The following is a 23,177-nucleotide window of genomic DNA, read 5'->3' as shown; positions in this document are numbered from 1 at the left end:
ATCCCAGGGTGAAACCCCAATCTATAAAGTGATTTCAAGTCCGTTATTAAGCACGTACATGGTGTTTGGGACCGGTATCGGCGGGCGCTCGTCATACATCAGCTGGAAATAGGTCCGAAACGCTAGTTTTTCACTGATTTTGAAGGTTAAACTTGTTTCGGAGGAGATCCGGAAGTCGCCAAAGTCAGCCAGATTGGGCTGGAAATAGGTGACGTGATTGATGTTGAAGGTCTCTGTGATTTGAAAACCACCGGACAAGTAGGTGCTCAGGCGGTGGTCATACAGGAAGACATTCACGCTCCTCTCTTCCGGCACTTCAAAAACATCCGTGGAGGCTTCGTGCTCATACATGTACAGTAGCCCAAAGAACAACTGACTGCTATCCGTGCGCAGCAGTTTCACCCTGGGGCCGGTACCGGTCAGCACCCTTGCATCAATTTGCTGGATTTGGTCGTATTGAAACTGCGTGAAGGCCTCCCAGGTCAGCCAGTCATTGGCGAGGTAGTTGTACCGCAGGTGCCCGAAGGCATTGTTAGCAAAATTGCGGGGCACGCTGCCCGGGTCTTCCACGTTTCTGAACTGAGTAAGGTTGTAGGCACCGAGCACCATCCAACGGCTTTTACCTGTATCGTATTCCATCCTGAGGCGGCTGCCCAGGCTGAGGGTTTGCCCGGCTTTGTTGCGGGTGAGCCCGAAATCTAACCCCGCTTCTGCCAGCCAGCCGTCTTCATTGGTGGAACGGAGCTTTTCGGTATTGACCACCTGGGCAGAAAGGAAGACGGGCATAAACAGTAAAAGGAAAAGGCAGTTTCTCATCAGCAGCAGTTTTCGGGGTCCGGCTGCAAAAGTAAGGAATAGCGTTTACAGTCTGAAACTCCGGTATGGGCGGATACTGGTTATACCAATTCGGCTTGTACTTGTTCAGGTATGCCCTGATTTATCTCTGAAACTCGTTTTGGTGCCTTGCCCGGGATGGAAAAGCTGCTAAATAAGCCATTTCTTGCTGCAGGAGGGGCTAAGAGTGCCATGTATAGCTTGCCTATGGTTGTTTTAAGCTTTACTCATAAACGACCAAAAAGGCTCCTTTGCCATTGCGAATATCCACCGCTACATTCGTGTTCGGAAACGTACTATGCCCGTTGGCACCCAGGTAGCGGCCGATCTGGCCGTGGAACTCACACTCGACCCGCAGGCCGCGCAGGGTGCGTTCGGGGAATTCTTCGTATTCGTATTCGTAGTCTTCCACTTTTGTGATGGTCAGGCTACCCGTAGGATTAAAAAGATAAGCGCTCTGGGAGGCGAAGATGGTGACCGGGTAACCAATATCCAACCGCATCAGCGCGTTGACCTGATCCGGGCCGCCGCCAAAATCGATTGTGCGACCGGGGTAAAAATAGGCTTTTAGTGCTTCTCGGGTAGGAAGCTGTGCAGGCTGCAGCTCCGGCAGATGAAACTCGAAGCCAAATAGCGGATTCAATTCCGCGCTGTACCCCCGGTTGTAGATGCCTGTGCGCAGGTATAGCTTACCGTCCCTCCTGATAATATTTTGATCACATGCAAAGCGGAAAAGAAGGGTTTGTTCAGCTGGTGGATAGTATAGCTGCATTGTATCTCCGATAGTATAGTTGACTGGCTGAAATGCTGTATGCATGGTATCTTTAGCTTCGAAGCGCATGTAAAAATCCTCACGATCGGTGGGTGGGGTATAGACTTCTAGTGTCTGTTTTTCACAGGCTAGTGCAACAAGAACGATAAGAGGCAGAAGGATGAGATTTTTCATAAAGAGTATTTTTTAAGTTGAACAGATTAAAAAATGCGGGCGCTTAGCCCCATTAAAAAGGAAGTGATCCAGTAGCCATTTTCGCCTTTAAATTCCGGCGACCACTGATTGAGCATACCCTGATAGAATCCGGCTTCAGCTGTAAGCCCTTTGATGAGCTGATACTGTACGCCAATTTGAAGGCCAGCATCCACAGGGCTTAATTGTTTTTCGAGCTTGTCCACTCTATCCGTGATACTGGCTCCGCTATTGACATGATTGCTGATAATATCCACGTTGTTGGAGGATGGAAAACCAGGTTCCAGAAAAGTAGCCCGGTTTTCAGCAAGCAACGCTGATTCTCCTTTAAATTGAATCCTTTTGGCCAGCCGGAACCCCAGGGAAAAGGACCAGGGAGAGGCAGCTGTATTTAAATGATAAGTGCCATCGAGTGTGAGAAAGGATAGCGCATCGAGCACAGCAGTTTCTACTGTACTGACCACCTGAGTAGGGCCTATGCGCTCTGAATCCTCTATAAAACCAGTACCCAGGCCTGCGTAGTACTGGTAGCCAATTGAAAGGGATAGGTTGCTGCGCTTGCTGATTTCCTTATTGACCCAGATGGCACCACCATTGCCGGTACCCGTATTAAAGGAAGATACAGGCATATTAAATTGCATGCGAATACCTCCGCTAAGCGATTTCTGGCTGTAGGAAAGAGAAGCCCAAAGCAACGTGGCAAGGGTAAATAAAATAGATTTTTTCATAGTTGTTACTGTTTAAAGGCGGCAGTGCACGCCAAGGGTGATGGTCTGGAATTGGTTGAAGTTTTGCCGGGTATTATAGGTGCCGTTTTCCAATACTAAAGCTTCCCTGACTGCGCTGTCTGGAATGCTTGCCTGCGGGGCACCCTGAAACTGCAGCGTACCCATGTTCAATGTTTGCATGGTTTCCAACCCAATAGCTATCGCGAGGCGCTCGGTAGCCCAATAAGTGTAACTTATGCGAAAAGCGTCTACTCTGGCTGTAGCCCAGCCGTAATGGAGTGCCAATGGCTCTTCTGCACCAATCGTTAATTGCTGTCTCAGCGTCTCCATCGTAACCCCAATTCTGTACTCTGCCCCCAGGTCTCCCTGTCCGATCCTTAATTGAAAGCGTGGCCCAATAGTCGTCATCAGATTGGTAAGTTGGGACTGCAGATAAATCGAGTAGTTGCCTTCAAGGATGAGGGTATTTCCCGAGATCAGTGCGCTGCTGGAACGGATGTTTTGATGGCCAACCTCAAGTTGTACACTAAGCCACCGAAAGATGCGGTGCTCCCCCCGAAGTGCAAAAGGGATACGCGATTTGTTGAGCTCATTGTACGTACAGGCCCGGCAGGATGTAGCAGTGTTGAATCCTGTTTCTATACCTATTGTAAATTTGCTGTTGCCCCTCAGTTCGGGCTGTGCGGAAAGGCACAGAGAATACAGGAGCAGCCAGGCTGCAAACATAGTTCGAAGTAAGAACTTCATACGATTAGTATTTTTTAATTACATCAGGAAATAGCGCCTTTCGGTTGCGCTTACGTTCAAAATCGACTTCCAAAGTCGTATCTGCCTGTTCATCCGGTAATGATAGTGGAACAGGCACCCGTGAGGGTATTGGAGCTACTGTTGGTGGAGTGACGCGCCGAATAGGTGGCATGGTCGCTTCCATAGGCAAATTAGACTGTACTGTGAAGGGTTTTGCCGGTAAGAGCAAAAACTCAGGAATCCGGGTTGGAGCTATCCTCTCTTTGGTTTCTTCCTCTTCAAAAACCGGCGATTCCAACAGCTCTTCTGTATCGGTGCTTACCGGCAAGCTCCCCTGCAATGAAGGCGGCGCCGGTCGGCTCACCATCCACCACATCCCCCCTGCCAGTATCAAGCCCGCCGGCAGCAGCCATTTCCAGGCGCTTGCCCACCAACTTCCAGCATTGCCACCTGCGGCGGGCGAAGTGCTGTCCAAGAGCTGCTCCATACCCGCCCAGGCTGCCGGGTCGTAGTCAAATTCGTGCGTCTCGACCACCCGGCGCACTTCTGCTTCCCAAGGTTGTTGTGCTTCGTCTTTCATGCCGACTGATCGTTGTTTAAATAATCTTGTTCCAGGGCAGCCTGCAGCAGTTGGCGGGCCTTGCGCAGGCGCCATTTGCTGGTATCGGTAGTGATGCCGATCATGGCTGCAATTTCTTTGTGTTGGTAGCCATCTATGACGTACAAGCTGAATACTACCCTCAGGTAATCAGGCAGTTGTTGTATGCAGCGGAAGATATCGGCTGCCTCAAGCTGTCCCTCAATACGGCTGTCAATGGCGGCCCGCTCTGGCACTTCCATACGGTAGCGTTCCCGGTAGCGTTGCTCCATGCGCAGGTGGTCCATCGTCACCCGGAAGGTGATGGTAGACATCCACCCCGGAAAGCTGCCGGAATCGGTATATTCTGGCAGGCTCCGGAAAATCTGAAGGAATGCCTGATTGAGCAAATCTTTAGCTTCTGTAGGGTTGCCTGTATAGCGCATGGGGATACCCAATAGCTTGCCGTAGTACTTTTGGTACAACGCTTGCTGCGCCCGCCGGTCGCTCTTCAGGCAGGCCCGCCGCAGCTCTTCGTCCGTACTTTTAGTACTAATTGGCATAGGTGGCTGTTTTACCTATACTATCGGTTGGCAATGGGAAAGGGTGAGTGGGGAAGTGGAATTTTTTTACTTTTCCTGAAAAGTAAGGGTAAAAGTGGTGCCCTGTTTGAGCTTGCTGCGCACTTCCACTTTGATATGGTTCAGGTCTGCAAACCGCTTGACGACATACAGCCCCAGCCCGGTACCTACTATATTTTTGACGTTGTCTCCCCGGTAAAACTGCTGAAACAGGCCCTCAATATTATTTTCAGGGATGCCCATGCCAAAATCGGTTACAGCGGCTTGTACTTCACCTGATGGTGCTTCCCATATTGTAATTACAGGGTCTGCTTTACCGGGAGAGTATTTAACAGCATTTTCTAAAAGGTTTTTGAGGATATGTTCCAGTTGGGTACGGTCGGCTTTTACAGTTACGTGCTCCAGCGCAGTGTCCAGCTGTATGGAGCGGTCACCGAGTCCGGGCAAAAGCTGCTGAATCAGGTTTTCCACCCATTCGATGAGGTCAACGACTTCGGGATTGGCTGTTTCACCTTTAGTATCCATTTTGCTGACCAGGAGAACGTCGTCAACCAGCTTGATCATCCGGTCTGATTCGGTGGCCATCCTGTTCAGTATCCGTTTGACCAGTGGGTCTTCTGCCTGTTCCATGCCCTGAAGCATTTCCAGGTTGGCTGCGAATACGGCCATAGGTGTGCGGAACTGATGGCTGGCCATAGAGACAAACTCTGATTTTAACTGGTTCAGGGCCTCCCGCTCTTGCTGAGCGGTGCGCTGCTCGTGGATATCTTTACAGTAATTAATGACCTTTTCCGGTTTGCCATGTTCGTCATAAAAAAAGCGAAGGTATACATCAAACCAGCGCATTTCTCCGGATTTCAACCTGAAACGCCCGGTGTATTCGGCGGTATCGACGCGGTCTTTGATCCATTGTTGAATGAGGATTGCGGTTTCCTGCTCCTGCTGAGGGGGTATGAATGCAGAATAGGATTGGCCGAGGACCTCCCTGGGCTTATACCCAAACCGGTATTCAATATTGTTGGAAACCCAGGAAATGCGGAAGTACTCATCATAAATGACTACGATGTCCGCAGAGTACTCTATCAGGTTAGCATATTCTTCCTTTTGAGCAGCAAGCGCCTCATTGGCTATTTTGGCTTCGTGTACGTCTTTACAGTAGTTAAAGACTCGCTCAAACTGCCGAGTTTCGTCATAGAAGAAGTGCAGAAAGACCTCATACCATCGGTATGCGCCATTTTTGTTAAGCAGCCGGACGGTACAAGTGCCTTCTTCCACTTTATTATTGGCAAATAGTGTTACCTCTGCCAGCACCCGGTCCCGGTCATCGGGGTGCAGATAGCTAAGGAAGAAACGGTTTTCCTGAACGGCTGCCGGGGTATACCCCAGTTGGCGCTCCACATTATCCGAAATCCATTCGATTTGCCCCTGAGCATTTGTGATGACCACAATATCAGAAGCATATTCTATGAGCTTTTGGTACTCGATTTGTTTCTCCTCCAGTGCTTTCTGCGTCTTTACCTGCTCTGTAATGTCAACATGTGTGCCAATAGCCCGCAGTGGCTTGCCATCTTCTCCCCAGCTGATTACCCTGCCACTGCATAAAATATAAATAAAATGGCCTTTCCGGTGCTGATAGCGGGCCTGTACACTAAACGGGTAAGCTCCTTTACTCTCAATGTGCTTATCAAACTCAGCAAACATCACCTTAGCATCTTCCGGATCAATTAGTTTTTGCCAGGAACTGGGATGGTTTTCCATTTCATGGTCCTCATACCCAAACATAGCTTTGAAGCGGGGGCTGAGGTATTCGTAGTTGGTGATCATATTCCAGTCCCAAAAGCCAGCCAGGGAAACTTCCAGCAGTTCCTCGTACAGCTCACTGGGCATGTGATAATGGTCTTCAGGAAGTTTGTCCATTTTTCGTGTGTTTGAAGGTCAAAGAGAAGGTGGTGCCTATGTCCTCTTTGCTGTCTACCCCGATTTCTATAGCATTTGCCTCTGCAAACCGTTTCACTATGTACAGCCCCAGGCCGGTCCCTGCAATCTTCTTTACATTGGAAGCCCGGTGAAACTGCTGGAACAGCTTTTGCAGGTCTGCCTCAGGAATGCCCACACCATGGTCTTTTAGGTCTACCTGAATCTTGCCTGCTGCCGTTTGCCGGACGTACACCTCTGGTGGGTCGCGCTTTTCGGAGTACTTGACCGCATTGGAAAGCAGGTTGTGCAGGATATGGTTCAGCTGTTCCTCATCAGCTTCTATGGTACCGTGTTTTAATTCGGTGTGCAGGGCAATCGGCGCTTCATCAAAGTAGAAAGCTTCATCAGCCAGGATATCACGCAGGAAGCTGACTATTTCAATAGGCGTTTTATTGACTTTCAGCTCCTCTTCAGTATTGAGCTTGCTCACTGCAAGCACATCATCCACCAGACGCACCATGCGCGTAGATTCTCTTTCCATGCGTGCCAGAATGCGCTTCATCAGTGGGGATTGTGCTTCTTCTGTCCCTGAAAGCATCTCCAGGTTGGCTGAGAATACAGCCATTGGGGTACGGAGCTGATGGCTGGCCATGGAAACAAATTCCTGCTTCAGGCGGTCCATTTCCGCTCTTTTCTCCTGTAGTTCTTTTTGTGCAGTGATGTCTCTGCTGTAGGTAATGCCAATAGGCTGACGATCATCGTCGGTAGTGCGGATAATATGGTTTTGCAACCATTGGTAACTTTTATCCTTATGCAGGAAACGGGCGGTGTAGGAAAATTCCGGCTCCTCTTCCTGCAGGGCGCTCATGATCAGGTCTGTGGCCAGTTTGAGGTCTTCGGGATGTATAAAATCCAGTAGTTTGGAGCCCTGTAGTTCCGATTTGGTATACCCCAATATTGCTTTGGTATTGTTAGAAGCCCACTTTACGGTCAGGTCCCCGTTGCTGATGGTAATGAGGTCGCTGGAATGTTTGACGAGTTGCTGGTACTGCCGTTTCTGCCGTTCCGCTTTTTGTTCTACTTTGACCAGTTTGGTCTTGTCAGAAAAGATGCCAAGCCTGGCTCGTACACCGTTGTAATCAATGAACGTTTCAGAAGGCTGGGTTTCAATAACCCCTCCTTCTTTAGTTCTGAGCGGGAGGACCTGCAATGCATTTGGCTTTATTCTTTTCCTGTATGCATTATTGACTTGCTCCCTTGCTGCTTCGGGATGGATAATGGTGTGGTGCTGCCCAATCAGCTCTTCCGGCTCATAGCCCAGTTTGGGCTTTACGGCTTGATTGCAGTTGAGGATGATGCCGGTTGCTGAATCGGCTATGAAGACCATCTCGGGCAAAGTATCAAATAGCACTTTAAACTGCTTTGAGCGGTGCTCGGCTTCTTCGGTGACCTGCCTGAGGGCGTTGCGCAGGGATACGGCTTCTTCCACGCTTTGATAGGTGCCAATGTATTTATGCCCATGAGGTTGAATGGTGAACAAAATAGGCGTTAGCCGGCCAGATTTGTGCCTGTACTTAACTTCTACTTTAGTATTAGGAGTGGTAGGGGACAGTACCATAGCTTCAATGATGACCCGCATGAGGTGGTAGTCATCAGGTGCAATGAGTTCGAGAGGGGTGGAGAGCTCACCAGGTTTATACCCCAGCATATGGTAAATGGCGTTTGAAAAATAGACTTGCCGGTTTTGCAGGTCAAATCGCCAGAAACCTATATTTTGAGATTGCTCAAGAAGCTCAAAGTCAGCAGGTACAAGTGGTGAGGCAGAGTGGATTTCACGCTGTGGGCGGTCCGTTTTTTGTGTGGAAAAGAGGATACCCAACCAATTTGGGCTGCCCTGATAAAACAGTTGCCGGATACCAAGAGTGATCTTGTCCAAAGGGGGCTCCAAAGGAATTTTCTGGTCGAATGTAGCAGCCAGCAACCGGTATCTGTCGCTGAGCAGGGATTGAAAATTGCTGCGTTGAGGCTTGGGCAGGAACCGGATCAGCTTGTGGAGTGAGAAATCTTCACCCAGCTCGGGATAGCTGGCTTTCAGGCTTGGGCTGACCCATACTTCACCACAAGACAGCAACAGGAATCCGGGGAGGTGAAGCAGATAGGGGTGCTCGCTGAGGAGGGCCTGCTCTTGTGTGGGTGTTAGAAAGGTGATTTTATGAGTTTCGGGCATGCTTTTGATTTAAAGGGTTGGGATATCTAAATGAAACGTAGTGCCTTGTTTGATTTGGCTCTGCAGAGATATTTTGATGTTATTTTGGTCGGCAAACCGCTTAACGATGTACAACCCCAGCCCTGTACCAGGGAGCGTGCTCACATTTTTGGCTCTGACAAATTGCTGGAATAGCCGGGGCTGGTCTTCATCCGGAATACCTATGCCATAGTCTTTAATGGTCAGTACAACATGGTCAGTGGCACTGCAAAGCGATACAACCGGCTTTGGCCGATCGGGGGGGTATATTTGATGGCATTGTTAAGGAGATTTATGAGGATATGCTCAAACTGATCTTTGTCAACACTGACCCATATGGGGTCGCCTGGCAGGTCTGTTTGTACGTTGGCGACACTACAAACTCCGTCCCTACAAAACGTACGTATAAGTTCAACAAGGTTGTACGTTTTGTGCTTCGCCGCTTCCAGTTTTCCACTTTCCAGACGGCTGAGCAGCAGCACCTCATCCAACAGGTGCACCATTCGGTCAGACTCGGTGTTCATACGTTTCAGGATGCGCCGGACTGCGGTTTGCTCATCGGGTATCAGCGCTTCCAACAGTTCAAGGTTGGAAGCAAAAACGACCATTGGTGTACGTAGCTGATGGCTGGTCATGGACACAAACTCATTTTTAAGCCTCGTCATTTCCTGTTGCTTCTGCTGAATCTCTTTTTCTCTGCTGATATCCTGCCGGTAGGAATAAATTTTTGGCACACCACTTTCATTGGTGAGGAATACATACCGGCCTTTCATCCAAACGTAGTTGCCGGAAGAGGTACGAACCCTTGTTTCATAAGCTATTACATTGTCGCCCCGCTCAAATGCGGCTTTAAAAATGGCGGTCAACCGTACCTGTTCTTCCGGGGGGATGAAGGTGTTTAGCTTTTTTCCAATGAGCTCCTCCACGGGGAAGCCTAATAAATCGGCGAAATTTTGAGAAATCCACTCCACTACAAAGTCATGGTCCATTATGGCAATGTACTCGTTTGAGTTTTGGATCAGTTGCCGGTATAGCGCTTCGTTATTTTTAAGTCGTTCTTTAGCCGCTTCTACTTCTGTCAGGTCTGTGAAGGTGCCTATTAGTACCGGTTGGCCATTGAGTTCGGCTTCTGTATGTGAGAGGCGGGTAGGCAATTGGCTGCCATCTTTTTTCATTAAATGGACAACGACATCGGCAGGGGGAACTACCCCATCATCGAAAGCTTTGTCTGCCGCGGCGCGGTACTCAGGAAGGTAGGCAAACGTGTGCTGCTGTCCGATTACTTCCGCTTTGGTATAACCCAGCTTATAGAACACTGCTGCATTGCAGTCGGTAATTTTGCCTGTTTGCCGGTTGGCAACAAGGGTAATCTCAGGAAGGCCGTTCAGAAGGCGTTTCAGGTATTCGCTTTGAGCTTTCTGAGCCCAAAGAGCAGCTTCCAGTTGTTTCCGTAGTTGTTCCTGTTCTGTAACATCAACCCAAATACCGAATAGTTCAATGGATTTGCCTTCTGAAGCTTCAACTTTTTGGCCCATCACCATAAGATGAATGATGTGGCCATCTCTGTGCCGATGCCGGAGTATGGCTTTTGAAGCTGTATTTGGTGGAGCATTCAGGCACTGATCAAAGAAATGGCTAACTTTTTCAATGTCTTCTGGCAAAATGGTTTTTTGCCATGAGATAGTACTCTTGGCATCTTTATAGCCCCGGACTTTATTAATACCATCGGTTGAGAATGAGGTGCTGTCTGTCAAGTTAGAATACCAAACGCCAGATAATGCATTATCAATCAAACCGGCAAGGTCGAATTTCTGAAGAAACTGATTAGGCTTTACAGACGTTGCATTTATGTTGTCTGGCTGATGGCAGGTTTTGCAACACACTACAGTGTACGCCTCCTCTGCCACAGGCGTGGGGAGGAGTTTAAGTTCGCTCAGCAGTAAATCGGTACCGGCAAGCTCAGGGAGATTCTTTGGAATGGGAAAACTGCACGCTTCTTTGATTTCCTTTTCCAAATGCTGTTGCAACCACTGCTGTACGCTATCATCAAAAAGTTTCAGCCAGGCGGACAAATCAGCTACAGTATTTTTGGCCTGCAATAATTCCACTTCGGTCAGCGGAAGAAGTAAAGATCTGCTTTAACTTTTGGCCATCAATGGGTTTTTGCAAAAACTGATAGATGTTATTGTAGTGCATGGCTTTCTCAATATCCGTAGCATGCATACTGCTGGTGAGTATAAAAACGGGCAGCCGGATTTCTTTTTCAAGCAGCTGGTCCACCAGGTCAAAACCGTTCATCGGACTCATTTGCAGGTCGGTAATCAGCAGGTCGGGCGGGGTTTCGCGGGAAACGATCTGCTCCAGTGCTTCTTCGGGTGAAGTGTAGCAGGTGAGCGTGGCTTCCGGCAGGTGCTTTCTAAACAGGAATTTCAAAAAGGTCAGTTGCATCGAATCATCATCCACAGCAATGATATCCGATTGCTGAGAAGGGAGCCGGAAATCCCTGAACCGGAAACTGCCACTTGCCCGGTAACCATTCACCTGAGCGGCCACGGCCTTGAGCATTTCGTCCAGGGTCTCCAGTTGAGCCCGCATGTATCGGAGTTCTTTGTCCCCCACCGGGTGTCCCTGTTCTTCGGCCATATTGAGGAGGGCAAAGATGTTCGTCAGTGGAGCCCGCACCCAGTGGCTGTTAATGACAGCGATGCTTTCCAGCAGCTCGTCCTGTACATCTACGGTGTCCTTAATACGCTGCTGAGAAGTCCTAAGCTTTTTATACCGTTCCAGCTGAGTGGCAATTGCCGCGTACAGGTGTTTGGTCTTGAAGGGCTTGCGGATGTAGTCATCGGCGCCTTTCTGAATACCCAGCCGGACGTCTTCCTCCTCCACCTTTGCTGTGAGCAAAATCACCGGTGTAAGTTCAAACTTAGCCCGGCTGCGGATACTGTCCAGCATGTCGAGCCCGCTACGGCCCGGCAGCATGATATCACTGAGCACCAGGTCAATGTCATCGTTATTCATCAGATACAGGTAGGCATCTTCGGAGTTGTCAAAACTGACATACTCGTAGCCCCGGGCGAGCATTAAATCTTCGAGGGTTTCCCGTATAGAGGTTTCATCCTCTACAATCAGGATTTTGTCTTTTCCTTCCATAGAAATTGTGCATATTAATTAGGAACAATACAAGTAGAGCACACACAGCGGATTGTGGCACCTTACTGTAAATACAGCTCATTGGATAATCGGGGAGGAGTTAGGTTAGGCTGTTCGGGAGTCGAGATATCAAAGATACAAAAGCAGAAAGAAATGGCAAAATAGGTTTAACAATGTATCAGTATGCCTATTCGATAGGCACCCCATTCTCATCCGTCGTCAGTACCTCGCTCATATAATCGAAGAACGGGCGCATCGCCTGAAAAACCCGGCTCAGCTGTTGCGCAAAGTCCGGGGCGAGCACTTCCTCATCGGTGAAGGGGTGGGTCAGTAAAAACTGTTTGTAGCGCAGCAGGTCGATGGCCGGGTGGTCCTTGGTGAAGCCGCGGGGCGCGGTCTTCACCTGATCGCCTTCCAGCCCGTCAAAGTATTGTTGGAGCTCCGGGTGCTGAAGGACTTCGCGCATTTCTTCGGGGTGGTTGGCAATTTCTGTCCGGATCCGCTTCAGATCATCCGTATTGGGGTCCCAAAACCCACCACCGGCAAAGGAACTGCCGGGTGAAAGGTGAAAGTAGTAACCGCCGCGCCGCCACTTGGTCGCCCGTATCATGCTTCCGCTGAAGTGGGGCTTGTAGGGCGATTTGTCTTTGGAAAAGCGCACATCGCGGTAAATACGGAAGAGCTTGAGGTTTTCAATTTCGTCGTGGTGGGACACTTCATCCAGCAGTACATTGGCGAAAGCCTTGAACGCTTTGTGAGCTGCCTGGTAGCGGGGCTTATGTTCAGTAAACCAGTCGCGGTTGTTGTTGGCTTTCAGGTCGCGGAGGAAGTCAAAAGTAGGCGGGGTGATCATGGCGGTACTCATTTTATTCCAAAGATAAAGGTTCTTTTTTGATCATACGGATGGTTTCGATTTTAGTGTCGCTGACCAGCTCCAGCACAAATTTATACCCGCCAAAAACCAGCTCGTCGTTTTGCTCGGGGATGGTGCCGGTCTGGGTGACGATGTAGCCGGACAGGGTGTGGTATTCGCCTTCCGGTAAATCCAGATCGTACTTTTCATTGAGGTAGTCGACCTCCAGGCGGCCGGAGAAGATGTACTCCTGCCCTTCCTCGATGACGCGCTCTACATGCTCTTCCTGATCGTGCTCATCTTCAATCTCCCCAAAGAGCTCTTCCAGGATGTCTTCCATGGTGATGAGCCCGGAAATACCCCCGAATTCGTCTACTACCATCGCTATGTTGATGCGGTCGCGGATAAAGCGGCTCAGCAGGTCCGCCACAGGCATGGCTTCGGGTACATAGGGCAAGTCCATAATCTCCCGGCTGATAGTTTTGGGCCGTTTGAGCAGTTGCTGATGGTGGACATACCCCAGCACGTTGTCGATATCCTGATTGGTAATGATGATGCGCGAGAGCTTGGTTTCCCGAAAGAGCTGTTCCAGGTCCTCTACCGTAGCCGTTACGTCAATGTTTTCAATCTCGGGCCTTGGGATCATGCACTCCCGCACCCGTACGCCCCTCAGGTTAAGGGCTTTGCCAAAGAGTTCCCGGTCGATATCCTCTTCCTCATCTCCCTGAGTGCCTTGGATAAAGTGCTCCAGGTCCAGGCGGGTGAAGGCGTTATCGACCTGTTCCACCGGCGTGCGCAGCAGGCGCAGCAGCTGATTAGACAGCTTGGTCATGAGCCAGGAGGGCGCCAGCAGGATCCATTTGAGCAGTTGCAGGGGCACCGCCAGAAAGTAAAGCACCTGATCGGCAAAAAGGCGGAAGAGGGTTTTGGGCAGGAACTCCCCAAAAATGAGCACGACGATGGTGATGACGAGGGTTTCCAGCAGGAGCAGGGCCAGTGGCTGTTCCGACAGAAAGGGCATCCACTCCAAAAAGTAGGGCTCTATGAGCTTGGTCATGAGCGTGGTGAAAAGCACGAGGGCGATGTTGTTGCCTACGAGCATAGTGCCGAGAAAACTGGCCGGGTCATTGTAAAAACCAGAGATAATGCTGCCCCGGCGGGCACTTTTCTTTTTCTTGATCTCTACCCTTAGCTTGTTGGCTGAGACAAAGGCGATTTCCGTACCGGAGAACAGCGCGGAGAGCACCAGAGATAATATGATTAGGCCAATCAGCATTATGGGTTATCTTGTTTATCGGGATTGTCTACTTTTATGCGGCCCTCGATGGCGTTAATGCGGGAGTAGGAAAAGTCCTGGTCGGCCTCAAAACCATGGCCATAGATGACCTCATCAGGCCGGGTGATGACCACGAACTTGTTGGAGTAGATTTTTTCCCGGCGTTCGTCCCAGAAGAGTTCTTCGGTTTCCAGGGTATCCCCTTCCACACTCTTCCAGACCACGCTGTCGCGCACCACTACTTCTTTCTTATTCTGTCGGCGCAGCCCGTACAGTGCCGTTAGCTGGCTGGTGACCTCACCGTCCGGCCCGAAAAACTCCACATTGACCCCATCCGGGAATTCCTGCTCCGGCTCTGACCGGTCGAGGTGGTAGAGCATGGTAGGCCCGGTGACCCGCACCCTTACCTGTGCCGAATCGCTGTACAGAATTTCCACTTCCTTTGCTGTTTCCACATCCACGCGCAGCTGCTCGTTAAGCGCTTCAATTTCCGAAAGGTCGTTCTTACAACTCGCTGCAAGCAACAAAAACATACTTACCCAAAAGGCTCTAATCATAAGTGCGATTTGATATCATAATACAAATATAGGAGCTTCTGCTTCATGATACAGATTTAGAGCCCGCTAGTTGCTTAATACAAGGTTAATATCGACATGGCGCGTATGACAAATGTCACCTGCTGTCCGGCCGTTTCCCCCGATCTTTGCAGGCTGAAAATGCTACTGAAAATGCAAAGATTGGAATTGCTGGCCCCGGCTGGGGCTTTTGACAGCTTGACTGCTGCGATAGACGCCGGCGCAGATGCGGTTTACTTTGGGGTGGAGCAGCTGAACATGCGTGCCCGCTCTGCCAACAACTTTACGCTGGACGACCTTCCGGAGGTGAGCCGCCTTTGCCAGGCTGCCGGAGTACGTTCCTACATCACGCTCAATACGGTGCTCTACGATCACGATCTGCCAATGATGCGCCGTATCGTAGCTGCCGCAGCCGAGCATCAGATTGACGCTGTCATCGCTATGGAACCCGGCGTAATGCAGTATGCCCGCGAGCAGGGCGTGGATGTTCATCTGTCCACTCAGGCGAATATCACCAATGTGGAAGCGGTGAAGTTCTACGCGCATTTTGCAGAGGTCATGGTGCTCTCCCGGGAACTTACCCTTTCTCAGGTAGCCTACATCTGCCGGGCTGTTGAGCAGCAAAATATCTGTGGCCCTTCCGGGAAACCGGTACAAATCGAAGCCTTTGTGCATGGTGCGCTCTGCATGGCCGTTTCCGGCAAATGCTACCTCAGCCTTCACACCCACAACTCTTCCGCCAACCGGGGTGCCTGCAAGCAAAACTGCCGCCGTACGTATACTGTAAAGGACGAAGAGGGGCACGAGCTGCTGATCGACAACGAATACATCATGTCGCCCAAAGACCTGAATACCATCGGCTTCCTCGACAAGTTGGTAGTGGCTGGAGTGGGCGTTTTCAAAATAGAAGGCCGCAGCAAAGGCCCGGAATACGTATACGAAGTGACTCGCTGCTACCGCGAGGCCCTGGATGCGATACAGGACGGCACCTTCAGCAGTACCAGGGTGGATGCATGGATGGAACGCCTGGAACAGGTCTACAACCGGGGCTTCTGGGGCGGCTACTACCTGGGGCAGAAAATGGGCGAATGGACGGATGCACCAGGCTCCGTGGCTAAAGAGCGGAAAGTCTTCCTGGGCACGGGCATCAAATACTTTAGCGGCATCGGCATAGGCGAGTTCAAATTGCAGTCGGGCGGCCTGCGCCTGGGCGATGAGGTCATCATCACCGGTCCTACGACCGGCTACCTGCGCACCAAAGTTACTTCCCTGCACCTGGAGGAACAACCGGTGGAAGCGATCAACAGACGGGGCGTACATTTCTCCATGCCGGTGGGTGAGAAAATCCGCCCATCCGATAAATTGTACAAAGTTGAGCCAAATACAAATTAGTTTTCTGCGGCACAAATGTATTGGCTGCAATGCCTGCGTGGAAGCCGCGCCCGAGCACTGGGTCATCTCCAAGACAGATGGCAAAAGCTACCTGCGAAAGAGCCGGCAGCGGGGGCAGTACTACCTCAAGGAAGTCAATTGGCTGGAGTACGATGCCAATGCCCGCGCTGCCGACAACTGCCCGGTGAAGATTATTCGGCTTAAAGAAGTATAGGCTACAGTCTCGGGTCTACTGGCTCGCTTTCCAGGGCGAGTACACCCAGTGCACACTCGTGTATCCGGTTGAATGGCTCATGGTGCACAAAGCGTTCCAGCCCTTCGATACCCAAGGCTAGTTCCCGCAGCGCCATTGACCGTTTGTGGGCCAGGCCTCGCTTCCGAAGTTCTGCAAGTTTTTCCGGGTCAGTGTATGCTGGGCCATAGATGATGCGAAGGTACTCTCGCCCCCGGCACTTTACCGCCGGCTGCAGCAGGCCGTTTTTGCCGTAAGCAAGAAAATCCAGTGGCTTGATCACCATGCCCTCTCCTCCTTTTTCTGTCAGGTCCAGCCACCACTCTGTGGCAGCTTTGCGTTCAGTGGTCTCCTCTAAGTTGACGATCCGGTAAGCGGTAGGATGCAAAACCGAATCTGAATCGGCAAGGCGGCCCAGGGTCTCCATGTGCCAGCTGTGGGGCTGGTCGGTATAGACATGTTCTGCTCCTGCCATGATGTGGAAAGGTGCCAGGCGATAGTCCTCTAGCGAGTCTACCGTCCAGCAGTAGGAGCGGTACGCTATGCGAAATTTTTCAACCTGCGCTGCCTTCTCTGCTACGGCTGCTTCGAGCTTTTCTACTGGCAACCCACGCTCAACGGCTTGACGGAGGAATGGTTTCAGGCTTAACAGCGCCTGGGTTCCAGCAGCGCCGACTGCGGCGTATTGCTCTTTCAGCAGTTGCTGCGCCTTGGCAGACCAGGGCATCAATTCGCAATCCAAAACCAGCCAATCCGTATTCAGTTCCTGCCAAAGACCAGCCTTTTCCAAGGCAGCATTCAGCCGCTCCAGCAGGGCCTGTTCCGTGGCCTTCTCCTTGAAGAATGCCCGGCCGGTGCGCGTGTAGATACAGCCTGTGCCTTCTCCTTTTATCCCGAAGCGTCGGGCAATCACTCCTTCATCCTTACCAATCACCACAATGGCCCTTGACCCCATGTGTTTTTCTTGGCAGATCACCCGGCCAACTCCGTTTTTACGATAGTAATCCATTGCCTCATCAGGGTGTTCCAGAAAGCCTTCTCTATGGCTTGTTTCTGAAGGTGACATGGTGGGCGGCAAATAGACCAGCCAGCGGGGATTGACGGCAAATCGGCTCATAGTTTCCAGTGCGGCCAGCCCATTTTCTTCCCTGATGGTGATATGGTCGCGGAGCTTAGTGTGCAGGCTGCGGCGCCCCATGAAGTCCTGCAAGCTGGGCAGTGGCGCTTCCTCTGCTTCTGAGAGTTCATGCATCGGCCGAGCAGGCTTGGCATATTGCTCACGGGCGGGTACGCTGCAAACCTTGCGTTCGGGGTAGCGCAATGCGGTCAGTTCGTGCCCAAACACGCAGCCTGTATCAATATTTATGGTATTATTCAGCCACACTGCCCGCGGCACAGGCGTATGGCCGAATACGACCACCGCTTCACCACGGTATTCCCTTGCCCATTCATAGCGTACCGGCAACCCAAATTCATCGGTTTCTCCAGTAGTTTCGCCATATAGGCAGAAGGCACGGACTGTTTTGGAGGTTCGGCCGTGCATCTCCTCCCGAAGGCCGGCATGCGCCACGACCAGTTTCCCATCATCAAGGACGTAGTGGCTAATTAGTCCCCGCAGAAACGTTCGGGCAGCAGCAATAAAGGCTGGTGGCTCGGAGGCCAATTGATCCATCGTTTCCGCCAGGCCATGCTTTAGTTGTACCTGCCGGCCATCCAGTTTTCGCTGCAGTTTGTCATCGTGGTTGCCGGCTACGCAGAGTGCCGCTCCGCTTTCGTGCATAGACATAACCAGGCGCAGTACTTCATTGGAAGCTGGGCCACGGTCTACCAGGTCGCCGACAAAGACTGCAGTTCTGCCTTCCGGTGCTTTAACCGTATACCCATAGTGACCTCTATTGCGGTCGCGATGCTGGGTAATCCGGTAGCCTAGCTTGGTCAGCAACTCCCGGAGTTCGGTGTAGCAACCGTGCACATCTCCGATGAGGTCAAAGGGGCCGTGGAGGTGTTTCTTATTGTTCCAGACCGGCTTGCGCAGCACCTGGGCGGCATCGATGGTGCTGGTTTCTTTCAGTTCGTACCATTTACGGATGCCTTCTTTCTTCAGCTTGCGCATGCTCCGCTTCAAATCCCGATGATGGTTTCGGATGACCCGGGCGGGCAATTGGCGACCGGCAGCATTGCGCTCAAGCAGTACGGCTTCTGGTACGTTGAGGGCTATAGCTATTGCAAACACATGGTAGCGCTGGGCAATAGCCACAAGCTTGCTCCGGCCTTCCGGCTGTAGGTTAGTTGCGTCTACCACCGTCAGCAAGCCGCGCTTCAGGCGTTTTTCTACTATAAAGTGCACCAGGTCAAAGGCATCCGAATTCGCATTTTTTGCGGTTTCGTCATCAGCTACCATAGCCCGGCAAGCGTCTGAGCTGACTACTTCCGTGGGCTGAAAGTGCCTTTTGGCAAAAGTAGATTTGCCGGCACTGCTGCTGCCCAAAAGGATGACAAGGCACAGCTCTGGTATTTCAATAGTCATGATTTCAGGAATTTAGGCCGAGCAGCATTTGAACTGCCCGCCGGATGTTAGGATTTTTTAAATACAGCCAGTTGAGATGGGGCACCGAGCGTCTTGTGCTCCGGGCCGATGCCTTGCAGCTCACAGGCATAGCCATAAGCATCAGACATGCGCCTGGCCCATGCTTTGAATTCCTCCCGGGTCCACTCGAATCGGTGATCAGGATGCCGCAACTGCCCTTCCGGCATATTCTCAAAGAGCTTATTGTATTCCCGGTTGGGAGTCGTGATGAGCACCACTTCCGGCCTGGCGTACTCGAATACAGCACGTTCAAATGCAGTGAGCCGGGGCGGGTCAAAATGCTCAATAACTTCTACTGCTACCGCAGCATCGTACCCTTCCAGCCGTCGGTCACGGTAGGTAAGAGAGCCGTGCAACAGTTGAAGTCGCTCTCGCTTCTTTGGTCCCATCGTTTCCCAATTGAGCCGCTTTTTGGCCACCTCAAGCGCCCGCAGGCTTACATCCATGCCGGTGATGCGCTCCGGAAAGCGTTCCATCAGCAGGCGGCGTAGCAATTTACCAGAGCTACACCCCAAGTCAAGTACGCTGCGCACATCCAGTTGCCTGAGGGTTTCCACTACCCGCTCGTGGCGTTGTTCATGCAGCTTGAGCGGAGCTTCCAGCTCAGTTTCCTTCTCTTTCTGATCCTCCGGAGTATCCGTTGGTTCTTCCACCGGACGGAGTTTTTCCATGGCCTGACGGGCCAGGGCACGCTGCTTTTTCAGGTAGCGCCGGGAAATAGCAGTAGCTTCCGGGTGCGACTCCAGCCAACCTTCGCCTTTGTCCAGCAGCTTTTCGACTTCCTGTTCGCCTACGTAGTAATGCTTGTTGTTGTCAAGCGCAGGAATAAGCACGTAGAGGTGCTGCAAAAGCTCCTGCAGCCGGATGGAGTGAGATAGCCTAACCTGGAAGTAGGGGCTTTCTCCCCATTCGGGGAATTGTGGGTCCAGCGGAGTGCCAATGGCTTTGACCTTGTAGCCCAGCGGTTCAAAATACCGGCGTATCTGTGCCTCGCCTCCGGAAGCGCGTACGGCCGAGAGGCTGGCTTCCAGAGGTAGCGGCTGTCCTGGGAGCTCCGGGTGAGCACTGCAATTGCCATTGAGCGCACTGCCGTATACTTTGGACAGGGCCACAGATAAAAAAGAAGAGGCGGTGTAGGGGCGGTCGTTGACGTAGTGCGACAACTGGAAAGAGGCGGCATAACTTTTGCCCCGGGAGCGGGTTAGCGCCACCGGATTGATGTCCAACCAAAGGGCGGCTGTGCAACGTTCTGCTGTGGCTTCCGGAAAAAACACCTGCGCTTTGCCGAAAGGCAGCTCTTTAGCCTGCACCCGGTCGGGGTGTTTGCCGAGCAGAAAGCCCAGTTGACGGGCATCGGGCTGGTGATTGGTTATGCTGAGTATCATAAGCTTGATTTCTTTTTACAAAGGAAAACCCAAAGTGCGCAGCTTATTTGCGCAGTCGAAAGAAAGCTGTACTTTTCTGAAGATTTTTCAACAATAACTGCTGCTATGCCTGCAAACCGCCACGCCCTTATCCGGTATAAGACCATTGATGCTTGTCTTCGGAACCGTCATCGCCGTTGGACGCTAGATGACCTTATTGAAGCTTGTTCCGATGCGCTGTACGAGTATGAAGGCGTAGACCGCATACTCAGTCGGCGCACTATTCAGGGGGACATTCAGATGATGCGGAGCGACAAGCTAGGCTATAACGCCCCCATTGTGGTGAAAGAGCGCAAGTACTATACCTATGCGGACCCGGATTATTCGATCATGCAGCTGCCCATCTCTCAGCAAGGCTTACAGCAGTTGCAGGAGGCAGTGCAGGTACTGAAACAGTTTCAGGGCTTTGATCAGTTCCAGCAGCTGAGCGGGTTAGTGCAAAAACTGGAGGGGCAAGTATATGCACAGCAGAGGCAGTCGCTTCCGGTGGTAGATTTTGAGCGCAATGATGATTTGAAAGGGCTGGAATTTCTGGATCCGCTCTATCGGGCTATCACCCAAAAGCAGGTGGTAGAGTTAACGTATCAGTCTTTCAAAGCGCGGCAGCCCGGCAGTTTTCTCTTCCATGCCTGCCTGCTAAAGGAGTACAACAACCGCTGGTTTGTTTTGGGGCGCCGCCACACGAGCAGTACGATTTACACCCTGGCTCTTGACCGGATACAGCAGCTGCTGCCCCGGCCGGAAGAGCGGTATGTTCCCCCCGACTTTGATGCGTCGAGCTACTTCCAGGATGTGATTGGCGTGACCGTTCAAAGTAAAACACGCCCTCGCCGGGTACGCATCCGGGTCAATCGCAAAAATGCACCCTACTTGCTGACTAAGCCTCTGCATCACTCGCAGCAGGTACTGGAGCGCAACCAAGAAGGTGCAGTAGTAGAAATTAAAGTACAGCACAACCTGGAACTAGAAAGCCGCCTGCTGGCATACGGCGAGGGTATAGAAGTGCTTGCCCCTGACCGCTTACGCAAGCGTATCGCTCAGCGGGCAAAGTGGATGGCCGGGCGGTATATCAGTGATGAAAATGGTCCGGCAAAGGAGTGCGGGAAGTGATTGGCATTTGACTAAACGTAATAGGGCTCCTCTTCGAATGGCCGTATGACGGTTTGGGGGTTTATTGTCTAAGTCATACCGCTCAGCGCACAGGGAAAGACCACCGCGTCTTCCCCAATATGGCATACGAAATAAGGTCAACCATTATACTGGCTCATCGCATGCTGTAGCCCAATCGCACCAAATGCAATACAGGCTTCTGCGGCCCGCTTGATGAGTTTGGGCAGTTCATCCTGCTGCTCAGAAGACCATTCGCCGAGCACATAGTCAACCTGCCGCCCTTTTGAGAATTCATTCCCAATGCCAATGCGCAGTCGGGCGTAGTTATTTCCTCCCGTTACCTGATCAATATCCTTCAGGCCGTTATGCCCGCCGTCACTGCCTTTGCCGCGCAGGCGGATTTTCCCAAAGTCGAGGTTGAGGTCATCCATGACGACAAGCAGGCGGTTTTTGTCAATCTTCTCCTTTTGCATCCAATAGTGGACCGCTTTGCCGCTGCGGTTCATGTAGGTGGAGGGCTTGAGCAAAACGAAGGTGCGCCCCCGCTGCTTGATCGTTGCCACATCGCCCAGCTTTTCAGTCGCCCACTCGCCTCCGTGCTTTTCTGCCAGGGCATCCACTACGTCGAAGCCGATGTTGTGCCGGGTGTTGTCGTATTTCGCCCCAATATTGCCGAGGCCCGCAATCAGATACTTCATAGGATCCGCAGGTATGGTCTCTTTTTTCCGGAATAAATCGAATAGCCAGTTCATTAAACGGCTACATTGAACTCGCGCAGGGCATCATTTAAAGACGTTTTCTTGTCTGTACTCGGTTTGCGCTGCCCGATGATCAACGCGCAAGCCACCTGATAAGTGCCTGCCGGAAATTCCTTGGGATAAGTACCAGGGATAACGACCGAACGAGCGGGTACCCTGCCTTTGTAAGTCATGGGCTCCTCATCGGTCACATCAATGATGCGGGTAGACTGTGTGAGTACCACGTTGGCGCCCAGCACCGCTTCCTTTTCCACGCGCACGCCTTCCACTACAATACTGCGCGAGCCGATGAAGCAGTTGTCTTCAATGATGGTCGGTGTGGCCTGCAGGGGTTCCAAAACACCGCCGATCCCCACACCCCCGCTCAGGTGTACATTGCGGCCAATTTGAGCGCAGGAGCCCACGGTAGCCCAGGTGTCTACCATAGAGCCGCTGCCTACCCATGCACCGAGGTTCACGTAGCTGGGCATCATGATGACGCCTTCTTCCAGGTAGGCACCGTAGCGGGCAATAGCATGGGGCACCACCCTGACACCCTGTGCCTTGTAGTTCTTTTTGAGCGGAATTTTATCGTGGAATTCAAACGGCCCCACTTCGATGGTCTCCATTTGCGCCAGCGGGAAGTAAAGCACCACCGCTTTTTTGACCCATTCATTGACCTTCCACTCGCCGTCCTTGGTAGGCTCGGCTACGCGGAGTTTGCCCTTATCGAGTTGAGCCATAACGTGCTGAATGGCTTCCTGTACCGGCTTTTCGTTAAGCTGGGAGCGGTCTTCCCAGGCACTATTGATGAGGTGTTGCAGTTTATCCATATCGGGATGTTTGAGGGCGCAAAGGTAAGGAATTATTGGGGGAGGGGCGCTATAAGTGGGCTAGTTCGAGGTGCTATGTTCCAGGTTCGTAGTTAATCCAGGGTTTGACCGGTGTCCGGTTGCCCAGGATTATGCGCCAGCTCATCGATCAGATGCTCGTACATGCTTTCCTGCACCTCGAGATTGGGGTAGCCCAGAATGTATTCTCCCGTCATCCGGTTGGAAGATTTTACCGTAAGGTAGCCTGCCTAAGTAACTGCTTCGTGTGGACAAGATAACGAAAATTGGCAGACGTGGCCTCAACAAATATTTTAGAGTGTGTATAACAAATTGCACAAGTTAGCTATCTTTAAAGTATGAAGAAGCCAACCCCCACCCCGAGCGAGCTAGAACAAGTTGCCGACGAGATACT

Annotated in this window: 22 protein-coding genes; 3 read left to right on the top strand and 19 right to left on the bottom strand. The window is 51.6% G+C overall.

Features of this window, described 5'->3' with window-relative positions; genetic code table 11:
- Positions 1 to 21: 21 nt before the first annotated feature.
- The 14 genes from MRY86_RS14870 to lptC form a co-directional block, all read right to left on the bottom strand.
- Positions 22 to 816 carry a DUF481 domain-containing protein gene (locus tag MRY86_RS14870; protein ID WP_293567181.1) on the bottom strand — a complete coding sequence of 265 codons (795 nt, stop codon included), beginning with the start codon at positions 814 to 816 and terminating at the stop codon, positions 22 to 24.
- 241 nt (positions 817 to 1,057) lie between these two features.
- Positions 1,058 to 1,780 (bottom strand): hypothetical protein, encoded by a 723-nt coding sequence (locus tag MRY86_RS14865; protein WP_293567180.1) that lies wholly within the window; start codon positions 1,778 to 1,780, stop codon positions 1,058 to 1,060.
- 26 nt (positions 1,781 to 1,806) lie between these two features.
- On the bottom strand, positions 1,807 to 2,526 hold the full coding sequence (locus MRY86_RS14860; RefSeq protein WP_293567179.1) for a hypothetical protein: 720 nt from the start codon (positions 2,524 to 2,526) through the stop codon (positions 1,807 to 1,809).
- A 12-nt stretch (positions 2,527 to 2,538) separates the two neighbouring features.
- Positions 2,539 to 3,273, bottom strand: coding sequence for a hypothetical protein (locus MRY86_RS14855; protein ID WP_293567178.1), 735 nt, complete (start codon positions 3,271 to 3,273; stop codon positions 2,539 to 2,541).
- Positions 3,274 to 3,277: 4 nt separating this feature from the next.
- Complete coding sequence (locus MRY86_RS14850) at positions 3,278 to 3,853, bottom strand: hypothetical protein (protein ID WP_293567177.1); 576 nt, start codon at positions 3,851 to 3,853, stop codon at positions 3,278 to 3,280.
- Positions 3,850 to 4,413 carry an RNA polymerase sigma factor gene (locus tag MRY86_RS14845; RefSeq protein ID WP_293567176.1) on the bottom strand — a complete coding sequence of 188 codons (564 nt, stop codon included), beginning with the start codon at positions 4,411 to 4,413 and terminating at the stop codon, positions 3,850 to 3,852. The genes MRY86_RS14850 and MRY86_RS14845 overlap by 4 nt, the downstream gene beginning before the upstream one ends.
- A gap of 66 nt (positions 4,414 to 4,479) precedes the next feature.
- Positions 4,480 to 6,348: a PAS domain-containing protein gene (locus MRY86_RS14840; RefSeq protein WP_293567175.1), complete on the bottom strand. Its 1,869-nt coding sequence runs from the start codon at positions 6,346 to 6,348 to the stop codon at positions 4,480 to 4,482.
- Entirely contained in the window at positions 6,332 to 8,575 is a 2,244-nt protein-coding gene (locus MRY86_RS14835; protein ID WP_293567174.1) for a PAS domain S-box protein, read from the bottom strand. The genes MRY86_RS14840 and MRY86_RS14835 overlap by 17 nt, the downstream gene beginning before the upstream one ends.
- Positions 8,576 to 8,584: 9 nt before the next feature.
- Positions 8,585 to 8,773: an ATP-binding protein gene (locus MRY86_RS27190; protein WP_363325425.1), complete on the bottom strand. Its 189-nt coding sequence runs from the start codon at positions 8,771 to 8,773 to the stop codon at positions 8,585 to 8,587.
- Positions 8,774 to 8,796: 23 nt separating this feature from the next.
- Positions 8,797 to 10,665 (bottom strand): PAS domain-containing sensor histidine kinase, encoded by a 1,869-nt coding sequence (locus MRY86_RS14830; RefSeq protein WP_293567173.1) that lies wholly within the window; start codon positions 10,663 to 10,665, stop codon positions 8,797 to 8,799.
- Between the two features lies 1 nt (position 10,666).
- On the bottom strand, positions 10,667 to 11,746 hold the full coding sequence (locus MRY86_RS14825; RefSeq protein WP_293567172.1) for a response regulator: 1,080 nt from the start codon (positions 11,744 to 11,746) through the stop codon (positions 10,667 to 10,669).
- 187 nt (positions 11,747 to 11,933) lie between these two features.
- Positions 11,934 to 12,599: a DUF2461 domain-containing protein gene (locus MRY86_RS14820; protein ID WP_293567171.1), complete on the bottom strand. Its 666-nt coding sequence runs from the start codon at positions 12,597 to 12,599 to the stop codon at positions 11,934 to 11,936.
- A 13-nt stretch (positions 12,600 to 12,612) separates the two neighbouring features.
- Positions 12,613 to 13,875 carry a hemolysin family protein gene (locus tag MRY86_RS14815; protein ID WP_293567170.1) on the bottom strand — a complete coding sequence of 421 codons (1,263 nt, stop codon included), beginning with the start codon at positions 13,873 to 13,875 and terminating at the stop codon, positions 12,613 to 12,615.
- The gene (lptC, locus tag MRY86_RS14810; RefSeq protein ID WP_293567169.1) at positions 13,875 to 14,432 is read right to left on the bottom strand and encodes an LPS export ABC transporter periplasmic protein LptC; all 558 of its coding nucleotides are present in this window, start codon (positions 14,430 to 14,432) and stop codon (positions 13,875 to 13,877) included. Before lptC ends, MRY86_RS14815 begins: the two co-directional genes overlap by 1 nt.
- 159 nt (positions 14,433 to 14,591) lie before the next feature.
- Between lptC and MRY86_RS14805 the strand changes: the two genes are divergently transcribed.
- Entirely contained in the window at positions 14,592 to 15,842 is a 1,251-nt protein-coding gene (locus MRY86_RS14805) for a peptidase U32 family protein (RefSeq protein ID WP_363325423.1), read from the top strand.
- Positions 15,823 to 16,056: a ferredoxin gene (locus tag MRY86_RS14800; RefSeq protein ID WP_282784093.1), complete on the top strand. Its 234-nt coding sequence runs from the start codon at positions 15,823 to 15,825 to the stop codon at positions 16,054 to 16,056. The genes MRY86_RS14805 and MRY86_RS14800 overlap by 20 nt, the downstream gene beginning before the upstream one ends.
- A 1-nt stretch (position 16,057) precedes the next feature.
- Here the strand turns inward: MRY86_RS14800 and MRY86_RS14795 are convergent, their stop codons facing one another.
- Positions 16,058 to 18,601: a polynucleotide kinase-phosphatase gene (locus MRY86_RS14795; protein WP_293567167.1), complete on the bottom strand. Its 2,544-nt coding sequence runs from the start codon at positions 18,599 to 18,601 to the stop codon at positions 16,058 to 16,060.
- Positions 18,602 to 18,648: 47 nt separating this feature from the next.
- Positions 18,649 to 20,046 (bottom strand): 3' terminal RNA ribose 2'-O-methyltransferase Hen1, encoded by a 1,398-nt coding sequence (locus tag MRY86_RS14790; protein WP_293567166.1) that lies wholly within the window; start codon positions 20,044 to 20,046, stop codon positions 18,649 to 18,651.
- A gap of 105 nt (positions 20,047 to 20,151) precedes the next feature.
- Between MRY86_RS14790 and MRY86_RS14785 the strand changes: the two genes are divergently transcribed.
- A complete protein-coding gene (locus MRY86_RS14785) occupies positions 20,152 to 21,195 on the top strand; it encodes a WYL domain-containing protein (protein ID WP_293567165.1) in 1,044 nt (347 codons plus the stop codon).
- A 137-nt stretch (positions 21,196 to 21,332) separates the two neighbouring features.
- On the opposite strand, the gene pth is transcribed toward MRY86_RS14785, so the two are convergent.
- The 3 genes from pth to MRY86_RS14770 all read right to left on the bottom strand — a co-directional run bounded on the left by pth (position 21,333) and on the right by MRY86_RS14770 (position 22,980).
- A complete protein-coding gene (gene pth, locus MRY86_RS14780; RefSeq protein ID WP_293567164.1) occupies positions 21,333 to 21,893 on the bottom strand; it encodes an aminoacyl-tRNA hydrolase in 561 nt (186 codons plus the stop codon).
- A 53-nt stretch (positions 21,894 to 21,946) separates the two neighbouring features.
- Positions 21,947 to 22,765 (bottom strand): 2,3,4,5-tetrahydropyridine-2,6-dicarboxylate N-succinyltransferase, encoded by an 819-nt coding sequence (locus MRY86_RS14775; RefSeq protein WP_293567163.1) that lies wholly within the window; start codon positions 22,763 to 22,765, stop codon positions 21,947 to 21,949.
- 92 nt (positions 22,766 to 22,857) lie between these two features.
- Positions 22,858 to 22,980: a hypothetical protein gene (locus MRY86_RS14770; protein WP_293567162.1), complete on the bottom strand. Its 123-nt coding sequence runs from the start codon at positions 22,978 to 22,980 to the stop codon at positions 22,858 to 22,860.
- Between the last annotated feature and the right edge of the window lie 197 nt (positions 22,981 to 23,177).

The organism is Phaeodactylibacter sp. (genome assembly GCF_022763345.1).
Classification (GTDB): domain Bacteria; phylum Bacteroidota; class Bacteroidia; order Chitinophagales; family Saprospiraceae; genus Phaeodactylibacter.
Note: the sequence above shows the minus strand (reverse complement) of the source record. Positions and strands in the feature narration are given on the sequence as shown.